Genomic DNA, 11,532 nt, shown 5'->3' on the forward strand with positions numbered 1-11,532 from the left:
TGCCGGAGTTACCGAGCCCGCACCTGCGGGTTAACCATATGCACAGGCGTCTCGCCCTTGAGCGCCAGCTGCAGATTCTGCACCGCCAGCTCCGCCATGGCCCGGCGGGTTTCGTGGGTCGCCGAGCCGATGTGGGGTACGCAGACCAGGTTGGGCAGGTCGAATAATGGCGACTCGGCCAGCGGCTCCTCTTCGTACACATCCAGCCCGGCGGCGCGGATCTGGCCATCACGCAGCGCCTCAACCAAGGCCGCCTCGTCAACCACCGGCCCGCGGGCCACGTTGATCAGCATGGCGCTGGATTTCATCAGGCCCAGTTCGCGGCGGCCGATCAACTGGCGGGTGCGCTCACTGAGCGGCACCACCAGGCAGACGAAATCCGCTTCCCCAAGCAAGCTGTCGAGGTCGCGGAAGTCGGCGCCCAGCTCCCGCTCCAGCTCGGGCTTGCGGCTATTGCCGGCATACAGTATTGGCATGCCAAAACCGAAGCGCCCGCGCCTGGCGATTGCCGCACCTATGTTGCCCAGCCCGACAATACCCAGCGTCTTGCCATACACATCACTGCCGAACTGTGCCGGCCCCAGACCGGCGCGCCAATTGCCCGCGCGCAGCCAGCCATCGAGTTCGACGATGCGCCGCGCTGCGGCCAGCATCAGCGCCAGGGCCAGGTCCGCGGTGGTTTCGGTGAGCACGTCCGGGGTGTTGGTAAGCAGGATGCCGCGCTCGTTGAGATACTCGAGATCGTAATTGTCATAACCTACCGAGATGGTCGATACCACCTCCAGCCCCTCAGCCGCGGCCAACTGGGTGCGTCCCAATTGCCAGCCGGCACCGATCAGGCCATGCACCGGACCCGCCGCCAGTGCAGCCGGCAGATCAGCGGGTGATACCAGCTGGGTGACGTTGAAATCGACGGCCAACCGCTCGATCAGGTCCGGAGCCAGGCGGTTGAAGGCCACCACGTTCTTTTTCATCGCTGTATCCCGGTTGATGGAGAAGGTCAGAGTATAGCCGCTGCGCTGCGCCGCCCGGCTGCTGTTATTGGCCACGCCTTTTGCGTGAGACTGGCCTATCCTGTGCAATTGTCCTCCTTCACGACCATCAGCACAGGAGCATCCAGATGATCAAGACTCGCGGCTACGCCGCCCACAGCGGCGACCAACCCCTGCAACCTTTCAACTTCGAACGCCGGACACCGGGCCCCGGGGATGTCCAGATCGACATCCTCTACTGCGGCGTCTGCCATTCGGACCTGCATACCGCGCGTAACGAATGGAACAACACCCTGTTTCCCTCGGTGCCGGGGCATGAGATTGTCGGCCGGGTGGCGGCGGTGGGCAACGCAGTGGAAAAATTCGCGGTCGGCGATATCGTCGGTGTGGGCTGCATAATCGATAGCTGCCAGCACTGCGGCTCCTGCGCCGAGGGGCTGGAGCAGTACTGCGAGAACGGCTTCGTCGGTACCTATAACGGCCACTCCATGGGCGGCGGGGAAAACACCTACGGCGGCTATGCCAACAACATCGTGGTGCGCCAGGAATTCGTGTTGAAGGTCCCCCATACCGAGAATCTGGCAGCGGTAGCGCCGCTGTTGTGCGCCGGCATCACGACCTATTCCCCGCTGCGTCACTGGAAGGTCGGCCCAGGGCAGAAGGTCGGCGTGGTCGGCCTCGGCGGCCTGGGGCACCTGGGCGTGAAGATCGCGCGGGCCATGGGCGCGGAAGTGGTGCTCATCACCACCTCGCCGGCCAAAGTAGCCGACGGCCAACGTCTCGGCGCTGAGGGCGCCATCATTTCTACCGACGCCGAGCAGATGGCCGCCGCACGCGGCAGCCTGGACTTCATCCTCAATACCGTGGCCGCCCCGCACAACCTGGATGCCCTGCTGGCCCTGCTCAAGCGTGACGGCACCATGACGCTGGTTGGCGCCCCGTCCGAGCCCCACCCCTCACCGGACGTATTCAGCCTGATCTTCAAGCGCCGTTCGCTGGCCGGCTCGCTGATCGGTGGCATCCAGGAAACCCAGGAAATGCTGGATTTCTGCGCTGAGCACGGCATCGTCTCGGACATCGAAATGATTCCCATCCAGCAGATCAACGAGGCCTACGAGCGCATGCTCAAGGGCGACGTGCGTTACCGCTTCGTGATCGACATGGATAGCCTGCAGGGCGAGTAAACCGGCAGTGCGGCGGGCTGGCCCCGCCGCACCCGTCAGACTTCGCCGCGGATATATTGCTCGAGCTGGCGGATCAGTTCCTCCTGCTCGGCGATGGTTTCCTTGACCAGATCACCGATGGACACCAGACCCACCAGTTGATCGTTATCGATGACCGGCAAGTGGCGCAGGTGGCGATGGGTAATCAACGACAGGCAGTCGGCCACGCTCTGGCCTGGCGACACAGTAATGACCGGACTGTTCATCAACTCCCGCACCTTGGTACCGATGGAAGAGCGCCCCTGCAGCACACATTTGCGGGCATAATCCCGCTCGCTGATCACCCCTACCACCTTGCCATTCTCCGTCACCGGCAAGGCCCCGATGTTATGCTCGGCCATCCGCTGCAAGGCCGCGAGAACAGTATCATCCGCATCTATGGTGTGAACCTGCTGGATCTGTTTGGTCTGGATAATCTGCGCCACGGTCTTCATGTGCTGCTCCTGTTTTTGCTGGTCCGATGATAACAGTCAATATTCAATCAGAGCGGCAGGCAAGGCAAAGAAAGAAAATTCATGAATACCGCCGAACTTCCTCATCGAGGGCAACACCACACCTTCTGCCGACATTCCAGCGGCCCGAACATGTCATCGCTGGCATAGGTAGCGTATTCCAGCCGCTTCACCGGCAATGACAGCAGGCCAGGTATCGGCCGTTGCGCCAGGCGCTGACGCAGCTCCTGCGCGCGAACCGCTCGCCGGTATAACCCCAGGGTAATGTGCGGCACATAGGCAGCCTGACGAATCTCCTTGCAGCTGACCGCCAGCGCCTCGCGCCAGCAGGCCAGATGCCCTTCCGGGTCGCCTACTGGCAGAAAGGCCGCGCTGGCAAAGCTGTCCGGCGCGCCGATGGGCAGCTCGCATGGCCGCAACTCCAGCCGATCGAGATCAGCCAGCTGCCTCTGCAGCTGCACCGGCGTGAAGTCATCGTCATATCTGACGCGCTCTCCTTCGAAGCCACAGACGAACAGGGTGATATGCGGCTGGCGCCGGCTGGGGTGCAACAGGTCCGCCAACGATGCGGTGACCTGGTCGATATAGGCCAGCACACTGGGGCAGTTGATGGGGATCATCCAGATGGCGTAACGGCGGCGGCCACGGTGCCATTCGGGATAATCGCGCAACTGCGTAACAGTGGTCTTGGCAAAGGACGCGCCGGTATCGGATAACAACATGCTTGGCAGCCAGCCCGGTGATTGGCGGAAGTGCGGGCAGTATGCCCTGCCCGCAGGGGGCACGCCAATCGCCGTCCCGGTGTGCCATCCGGTCGCTTGTATTTGCCCTGCCAAGGGCCTAACATGCGCGCGCTATTCATGCAGGTGTGCCTGATATCAGGCATGAAACGGAAAGCCGGTGCGCCCCTTGTCGCTAATGACGGAGCAATCCCGGCACTGCCCCCGCAACGGTAATCGACCCCGATCTTGGATCGGCGTTCGCTCAATGACCACTGTGCCTTGGCATGGGAAGGTGAGCGAATGGGTGTCGAGAGTCCGGAGGCCGGCCCGCATGACATATCGACTGGTGTTGCGGAGGGCATCACCGTCAAGTGCCGTGCCGGTTTTTCTTTTTCCCCCAACTCCGTCCGCACTTGCTTACCTGCCCTCCTCGAAAGTCACTCCGACCTTTTGAGGATCTAGAATGAAACTGTCCCGTATTGCCCTGAGTATTGCCTTGGCCCCAAGCGTGGCACTGGCTGAGCAACCTGTTTCCCATGAGCAGGCACTGAAACTGTCCGATACCCTGATCACGGCCAACCGCGACGTGGAGCAGCGCAGCGACAGCAGTGCCGCCAGTACCGTGTTTACCCGTGCGGATATCGAGCGGCTGCGCCCGGCCAGCGTGCTCACGCTACTGACTCAGGTGCCAGGTGTGCAAGTTTCCAACTATGGTGGTCGTGGCGCCTTGTTCGGTCTGAACGTGCGTGGCACCAGCACCGCCCAGACCCTGATATTGATTGACGGCGTGCGTGCCGGTTCAGCCACCGCGGGTAGCGCAGCTCTGCAGTTTCTCAGCGTCGATCAAATCGAGCGCATTGAAGTGCTGCGCGGCTCGCGTTCCGCCATCCACGGGGCCGATGCCATGGGCGGGGCAGTCCAGATTTTCACCCGTCGTGGCGAAGGCGAAGGCCTGCACCCCTACATACGCATTGCTGGTGGCAGTGACAGCACCTGGGAACGTACCTTGGGCCTCTCCGGCGGCAACGAGCGTACCCGTTTCAACCTGTCCGCCGGGCTGGAAGAAACAGCCGGCATCGACCGCACCCGCACATCCTATACCAGCGACGCAGATGATGATGCCTATCGTAACCGCTCCCTGGCGCTGAGTCTGAGCCACCGCCTCAATGCTGATCTGGAAGCCGGTTTTACCGTACTGGATCAGCGCGGCAAGACCGAGATCGACAATCCTTTCGGACGCTGGGATGACACCATCCCACCATGGGGTGCCTCTGTGCCGGCAGCCCCTCACGACGAGTATAGTGTCAGCACCAGCACCCTGTGGCTGGACGGTCGCGTCAACGATATCTGGCGCAGCCGTATCGAGCTTGGACATAGCGAAGACAAACAGGAAAACTTCGATAAGCTGTTTCCTGGCAGCACCGTCAACAACACCTACCGCGACTCAGCAAACTGGCTCAATACATTGACGTTGGGCAATGGTCATAACCTGCGGCTGGGCGCGGATTACCTGAAGGATAAGGTGCGAAGCAGCAACGACTTTTCCGTGGACAACCGCGACAACAAGGCTGCGTTTATCCAGCACAGCTTCCAGGCCGAGCGCTTCGGCACTGAATTGGGCATGCGTCATGATGACAATGAGCAATTCGGCAACGAAAACACGTTCAATGGTGCTGTCAGCTACAAGGTCGACTCGGCTAACCAACTAACCCTGTCCTACGCCGAAGGCTTTCGCGTTCCCACCTTTGCTGATCTCTATTGGCCGCTGTACGGTGGCTACCAAGGCAACCCCAACCTGACACCAGAAAAGTCCCGCAGCTACGAGTTGCAATGGCGTAGCCAGCTCAGTCCGAGCACCCAAGTGGAAGCCTCGGTGTACCGTACCGACTTCCGAGATCTGATTGTCTCCACAGCCGACTACAGCACCATGGCCAACATCGATCGCGCCCGGGTCAACGGTTTCGAGGCCACCCTGAAGCAGGAACTGTTTGGCTGGCATGGTGACCTGGGTATCAGCATCATCGATCCACGCAACCGTGAAACGGGCCACATTCTGCCCAACCGCGCCAAACGCACCCTGAACATGAACCTGGACCGCCGGTTCGGCGATATCGGTGTCGGCGCCACCTTCACCGCTGTCAGCAGCAGTTACGGCAATGGCACCAACACATCGAAACTGGCCGGCTATGGTGTCCTGGACCTGCGCGCCAGTTGGCGGGCCAGTAGCGAAGTGGCCTTCGATGTGAAACTGGCCAACCTGCTGGACAAGGACTACAGTCGCCTGCTGTATAGCTACAACGGACAGGAGTATGGCTATCAGGAAACACCCTTCACCGCTATGCTCGGCGTGACCTGGACTCCGAACCTCTGAATGAAATGACCGCCCCCCGCCGCCAGCCACACCAAGACACTCTCCGTCTCGCCCCGGTGACCACCGCAGGGACACGGCTGCTGCGCGGGGTTCTGGTGCATCTGACAACAGCGCTGATGAGCAGCCTGGCAACCATGGCACTGGCCGCCGAGCCACCCCAGCGCATCGTTTCCCTTGATCTGTGCATGGACTGGGCCCTGGCTCACCATGCCGATCCGGCCCGCGTGGCTGCCCTCTCGCCGCTGCATCTGCGCTATCCGATCGAATGGCTCAGCGAGCTGTGGCCCAACCACGACGGCTCCCTGGAACAAATAGTACAACTGCAACCCGACCTGGTATTAGCCGGTCAGTACAGCGCGTTGCTGCTACGTGAGCGCCTGAACACCCTCGGTTATCCGGTGCAGGTGCTGCCGCTGCCCGCCACCCTGGAACAGGTAGAATCCTACGAGCGGCGCTTGCTCGAATTGATGGGGCGCAATTCGGAGCTGGCACAGCCGGCACCCGCTCCCAGCACACCACAACCCGGCGCTAAACGCCTGTTGTTGCTTGGCTCCAATGGCATAGGTACCGGCCGCGACACCTTCGAACATCAGATCATCGAGCAAGCCGGCTGGCGTAACTACCTGACCGATTCCGGGCATGTGCAACTGGATCTGGAGCGCATCGCCAGTGACCCACCCGATGCCATCCTGTTCGCCGCGCCAGAGCATCAGGCGCTGGCTAACCGCTTTGCCGAACATCCGGTGCTGCGCCGCAGCATTCCCGCCGATGGCTGGCTGAGTACCGACTACTGGCGCTGGCAATGTCCCGGCCCCTGGACCTGGGATCTGATAAGGCAACTCAACCAATGGCTCGACTGATAACTCCTGCTCTGCTAGCCCTGTTACTGGCCACCGCCCTGACTTCACTGGCAGTCGGCTCAACGTCGGTGGCAGTGCTGCCCGGGCTATACGACTTCCTCACTGGCCAGAGCACTCTGAACGCCATCGTCATCAGTGAAATCCGCCTGCCGCGAACTCTGATCGCTCTGGCGGTAGGCGCGGCATTGGGTCTGAGCGGCGCCGCGCTGCAGGGGCTGCTACGCAATCCGCTGGCCGAACCCGGCCTAACCGGCGCCAGCCAGGGCGCGGCGCTGGGCGCTGCCAGCGTGTTCTACTTCGGGCTGTTTCCCGGACTCGGCAGCGCCGCCCCCGGCGTCGCCGGACTGATCGGCGCTGCCGTGGCGCTGGTATTGATGCTGGCACTGGCCGGCTCGGCCCGATCACACATGGTAATCATGGCCGGACTCGCCATCTCCACCCTGTCCGGCGCGGCGCTGGCGACCGTGCTGAACTTTGCCCCCAACCCCTACGCCATGCAGGAACTGGTGTTCTGGCTGCTTGGCTCGGTATCCGAGCGCGGGCTGGAACACCTGTGGCTGTTGCTGCCCGCCCTCTTGATCGGCAGCGCGCTTATCCTCAGCCAGCGTCGCCTGCTCAGCGGCCTGAGCCTGGGCGATCAGGTGGCCCGCAGCATGGGCCTGAATTACCGCCATGGCAGTATCATGATCGTGCTCGGCTCCGCCATGCTGGTCGGCAGCTCGGTGGCGGTGGCCGGCAGCATCGGCTTTGTCGGACTGCTGGTGCCACATCTGCTGCGTCCGCTGGTCAATCACCGACCAGAGCGGCTGCTGGTCCCGGCGGCACTGGCGGGCGCCATCCTGGTCTGCGCCGCTGACATGGTCGTACGTCTGTTGCCGCCGGGGCGCGAACTCAAGCTCGGCGTGCTTACCTCCCTGCTGGGCGCACCGCTGTTTATCTGGCTGGTATGGAAGGAGCGCAAACGGTGGATCTGATCAGTATCCGCAACCTTCAGGTCGGCCAGCGGCTGGTCAACATCAACTTGAACCTGCGCGCCGGGGAAATGCTCGGCGTCATCGGCGCCAACGGCGCCGGAAAATCCACCCTGCTGCATTGCCTGGCCGGCATCCAGACCTACCAGGGCAGCATCGAACTGGCCGGCACCCCGCTTGCCGCGGTGGCCGAGCGCCAGCGCGCGCAGCAATTGGGCTTTCTGCCACAGAACAGTCAGAGCGCCTGGGCCCTGTCGGTCCGCGACGTCATCAGCCTCGGACGGCTGCCCTGGGGTGATAACAATCTGGAAGCAATCGCCCAGGCCGCCACCGTCGCTCAGGTGCAGGACTGGCTGGACCGCCCCGTCGACCAGCTCTCCGGCGGCCAACAGGCGCGGGTCTGGCTGGCCCGTGTGCTGGCCGGACAACCCCGGTTACTGCTGGCCGACGAGCCGGTCGCCAGCCTCGACCTGTTCCAGCAACAGAACGTCCTGCGCCTGCTGCGCCGCTACGCCCAGAGCGGGCGCGCGGTCATGCTCTCTATCCACGACCTGTCGCTCGCCGCCCGCTACTGCGACCGCCTGTGCCTGCTCCACGAAGGGCACCTGCTGGCCCTGGGCACCCCCGCCGAAGTACTGACCGGCCCGCACTTGCAACAAGCCTTCCAGGTGGATGCCCACATCGACCTGGCCAGCGACCCACCGATTATCATTCCGAGGTAACCCATGGCCCTGAAATTCGGCAAGAATATCGACGAGATGTGTTATCCCTTCATGTACGAAGCCGCGTCGCTGTGTGACTTCGAAATCATCACCGACGAGCTCTGCGGCCACATCGGCGCCATCATCTCCCACCTGCCCGAAGACATGCCTGACATTGCCACCGACCTCGAACACATCCAGCCACTGGCCTTTCACATCAACGGCTCCATCCGTGGCCGCCTCGCCGTCGGTGAAGCAGACCAGGCCTGGCTGCAGACACGCCTGAACCACTACAAACAGGAAGTAGCCGACCGTCTCGACGGCTTCGTGCTACCGCGCGGTACCCCACCGATCCCGCAACTGCACCTGGCCCGCTCCGCCTGCAAGAAAGCCATTCGCGCCATGGTCGAGGTCGATCAGGAAGGCAAGGAGGTGCCCATGCTGCTGCCACGGATGTGCAATATGCTGTGTAATTTTTTCTTTGTGTTGACCTTGGTAATTAATAAACGGCGGGGAGTTGTGGAGCCGGAGTTTGTTAGTCGAAGTTATGGGCGGGAGTTGGCCGGGAACAGTTGAGTTGCTGGGACAACGACCAATGCTGCTCGGATCAACGCCTGCTTTCGGCTATTAGCAGAGGACAGAGCCTGTGAGTAAATTCCCCCGCCCAATGTGAGAACGATTATCGTTCTTGCGTTCTTTAGCTTATACTCCCGTTCGCATCATCACTTACACATTTACTTACAATGCATGCTTGCAGAGAGCGTGGCATTTGCCTGATCCAACGGAAAGGTATTGAGCATGGCTGACAATAAGACTCGGCTGATTCCCGCCCGCACGCCCTGGCAACGCACGACCGGTGCGGTCCTGTTTTGCGCGCCGCTGGCTGCTGTGCCCCTGAGCAGCCTCGCACAGGAGGCCACCGCGAGTGACGAGGCATTTCGTCTCGCGCCCATTATCGTCAACGCCAAGGCGGCGGTTGATGATGATGCCAATTCGGTGGTTGCCAAGGAGCTATGGGTAGGTGGCAAGGTCGCGACCAGCCTCCTCGATACCCCGGCCTCGGTTTCGGTCATTACGCAGAAAGAAATAGAACAGCGCAGCGCCAGCACCACCGAAGAGGTGCTCCAGTACACGCCTGGGGTGATCACCGATTATTACGGTACTGACGATCGCAACGACTACTTCCAGATTCGCGGTTTCCAGGCCACCACCTACCGGGACGGCCTGACCCTGGGTTCGATGCGCGGTGTACGCGAGGAGCCCTTTGCCTATGAGCGCATTGAAGTGCTGCGTGGAGCCAACTCCACCCTGTTTGGTCCGGCAGACCCAGGCGGCTCGGTCAATTTTGTCAGCAAGCAGCCGCGTTTCGAGCGCATTGGTCAGGGATACGTCACCTACGGCTCCTTTGACCATAAAGAAGCGGGCGTGGACGTGGGCGATGCGCTGAGCGGCAGTGACACGCTGGCCTATCGATTCATCGGCAAGATGCAGGACAGCGAGCGGGAGTACGATCACTCCCAGGATGACAACGGGTTCGCCATGGGCGGCCTGACCTGGGAGCCGACCGCCTTCACCTCGGCCACGCTGATAGTGGATCATCTGCGCCGGGACAGTACCCCCAACAGTGGCGGTTACCCGAAGGACCGGGAATATGATCGCGACACGTTCTTCGGTGAGCCGAGTTACAACTTCCACGATGTCGAGCGCACCAATATCAGCGGCAGCTTCAGCCATGATTTCGACAACGGTTTCACGTTGCGCAGCAACCTGCGTCACAGCGACCTGAGTGATGAGTACGGCTATGTCTATATCAATGACGTTGCTGGACGCACCGGTCCGTTGGTCGATCGCGGCTACCTGGGTTCTGATGGTGAAGCCGAGCAGCTCAATGGCAACCTGATGCTGCAGTACGATGCGCGCTTCGAGAATATCGATAGCAGCACCATTGTGGGGGTGGAATACCTCGATGCGTCTTCCGAAAATGTATCTGTGTATGGCTCTGCCGATCCCATAGACGTTACCCGTCCGGTATACCGAGGCGTTTCGCCCGCCATCGTCTACCAGGACAAGGATCAGGACAGCACCATCAAGTCCCTGTTCCTGCAGCAGAACCTGTCGTTCTACGAGCGGGTCATTCTCACGCTTGGCATGCGCCATGATTCCATGGACATTTCCGAAACCGACCACCTTTCCGAAATCCGGTCTTCAGACCGCTTCTCGGAAAACTCTTTGCGCGGCGCGTTGACCTATATCGTCAATGACGAGGTATCTGCCTATGTCAGCATGGTGGAGTCCGTTGCTCCACCTGAGGTCGGCGTCACCCCGGAGCGGGGCAGCCAGTATGAGCTGGGTGTGAAGTACTCCCCGGTGGCGATAAATGCGCTGTTCTCGGCCGCCGTCTACGAGTTGACCCAGGATGACGTTGCCACCGCCGTCGTGCAGCCGAATGGTGCCATTGAACAGCAGACGGTGGGCGAGCAGCAGGTACGTGGTCTGGATCTTGAGGCCAAGGCCGAGCTGACCGAGAACCTGAGCCTGATCGGCGGCTACTCCTTTATGGACACCGAGGTGCTTCGCGGGGCACTGAATGTTTGGGGCGTAGGGGTTGTATCAATCGAGGGCAACGAATTCGTCTCCGCACCCAAGCACTCGGCTTCGCTATGGAGTTATTACAGTGTGCCGAGCACGAATGTCAGTGTCGGCCTGGGCGCCCGTTATGTGGGTAGCTACCAGTTCAGCAACTTCAACGATACCGGCGAGAGCGAGGCGACGACCCTGTTTGATGCTGCCTTCAATTACCAGCTTGCTCCGGGCACGGATCTGGCGGTCAACGTCAGCAATCTATTGGATGAGCAGCATGTTGTGGGGTCCGGTACTGCGGATTACTACAATCCAGGCCGAGAACTCACCGCCAAGCTGAGTTACAGCTGGTGAGCCTGTCGACCATGTCTCCGGCTGCGGTGGTGTCCCGCATTCTGGCCGCGATCTTTGGCTGCTACGCCTTCGTCTGGGGCGTAGTGGCACTGGGTGTGGCGGCGCTGAATGGGGTCGGAGTCGAATACCATGCCGCCGAGCAGGCGATGATGATATTGGCTTTTCTCCTGTACCTGGTGCTGTTTCTCTGGACCTTTGCCGCAGCCAGTCTGTGGCGGGTCTGGGTGGTACTGGCCTCAGGCAGTGCCGTGATGCTGGTTGCCGCCTGGCAGCTGCAGCGCATGATCGTTGGATAGGAGCAGAACG

Annotated in this window: 11 protein-coding genes and 1 riboswitch; of the genes, 8 read left to right on the plus strand and 3 right to left on the minus strand. The window is 61.4% G+C overall.

Annotated features, from left to right (window positions below; translation table 11 throughout):
* Positions 1–8: 8 nt before the first annotated feature.
* Positions 9–974 carry a 2-hydroxyacid dehydrogenase gene (locus VG99_RS03645; protein WP_044501417.1) on the minus strand — a complete coding sequence of 322 codons (966 nt, stop codon included), beginning with the start codon at positions 972–974 and terminating at the stop codon, positions 9–11.
* A gap of 146 nt (positions 975–1,120) precedes the next feature.
* Here VG99_RS03645 and VG99_RS03650 point away from each other — a divergent pair, with 146 nt between their 5' ends.
* Positions 1,121–2,176, plus strand: coding sequence for an NAD(P)-dependent alcohol dehydrogenase (locus tag VG99_RS03650; protein ID WP_044498365.1), 1,056 nt, complete (start codon positions 1,121–1,123; stop codon positions 2,174–2,176).
* A 35-nt stretch (positions 2,177–2,211) separates the two neighbouring features.
* Here VG99_RS03650 and VG99_RS03655 read toward each other — a convergent pair whose 3' ends face one another.
* Both VG99_RS03655 and VG99_RS03660 read right to left on the minus strand, forming a co-directional pair.
* Positions 2,212–2,649: a CBS domain-containing protein gene (locus VG99_RS03655; protein WP_044498366.1), complete on the minus strand. Its 438-nt coding sequence runs from the start codon at positions 2,647–2,649 to the stop codon at positions 2,212–2,214.
* 101 nt (positions 2,650–2,750) lie between these two features.
* A complete protein-coding gene (locus VG99_RS03660; protein ID WP_044498368.1) occupies positions 2,751–3,389 on the minus strand; it encodes a 2'-5' RNA ligase family protein in 639 nt (212 codons plus the stop codon).
* A 125-nt stretch (positions 3,390–3,514) separates the two neighbouring features.
* Positions 3,515–3,734: riboswitch (cobalamin riboswitch) on the plus strand.
* Positions 3,735–3,852: 118 nt separating this feature from the next.
* On the opposite strand from VG99_RS03660, the gene VG99_RS03665 reads away from it, so the two are divergent.
* From VG99_RS03665 to VG99_RS03695, 7 genes are all read left to right on the plus strand, one after another.
* Entirely contained in the window at positions 3,853–5,760 is a 1,908-nt protein-coding gene (locus VG99_RS03665; protein WP_044498369.1) for a TonB-dependent receptor domain-containing protein, read from the plus strand.
* 95 nt (positions 5,761–5,855) lie between these two features.
* Positions 5,856–6,620 carry an ABC transporter substrate-binding protein gene (locus VG99_RS03670; protein ID WP_239419796.1) on the plus strand — a complete coding sequence of 255 codons (765 nt, stop codon included), beginning with the start codon at positions 5,856–5,858 and terminating at the stop codon, positions 6,618–6,620.
* On the plus strand, positions 6,608–7,594 hold the full coding sequence (locus VG99_RS03675) for a FecCD family ABC transporter permease (protein ID WP_044498370.1): 987 nt from the start codon (positions 6,608–6,610) through the stop codon (positions 7,592–7,594). Before VG99_RS03670 ends, VG99_RS03675 begins: the two co-directional genes overlap by 13 nt.
* A complete protein-coding gene (locus VG99_RS03680; protein ID WP_052508686.1) occupies positions 7,585–8,313 on the plus strand; it encodes an ABC transporter ATP-binding protein in 729 nt (242 codons plus the stop codon). The genes VG99_RS03675 and VG99_RS03680 overlap by 10 nt, the downstream gene beginning before the upstream one ends.
* A 3-nt stretch (positions 8,314–8,316) precedes the next feature.
* On the plus strand, positions 8,317–8,868 hold the full coding sequence (locus VG99_RS03685) for an ATP:cob(I)alamin adenosyltransferase (protein WP_044498373.1): 552 nt from the start codon (positions 8,317–8,319) through the stop codon (positions 8,866–8,868).
* Between the two features lie 222 nt (positions 8,869–9,090).
* The gene (locus VG99_RS03690) at positions 9,091–11,226 is read left to right on the plus strand and encodes a TonB-dependent siderophore receptor (RefSeq protein ID WP_044498374.1); all 2,136 of its coding nucleotides are present in this window, start codon (positions 9,091–9,093) and stop codon (positions 11,224–11,226) included.
* Positions 11,223–11,522 (plus strand): DUF3649 domain-containing protein, encoded by a 300-nt coding sequence (locus VG99_RS03695; RefSeq protein WP_204216683.1) that lies wholly within the window; start codon positions 11,223–11,225, stop codon positions 11,520–11,522. Before VG99_RS03690 ends, VG99_RS03695 begins: the two co-directional genes overlap by 4 nt.
* Positions 11,523–11,532: the final 10 nt, after the last annotated feature.

It is taken from the genome of Pseudomonas saudimassiliensis, assembly GCF_000939975.1.
In the GTDB taxonomy this organism is placed as follows: domain Bacteria; phylum Pseudomonadota; class Gammaproteobacteria; order Pseudomonadales; family Pseudomonadaceae; genus Halopseudomonas; species Halopseudomonas saudimassiliensis.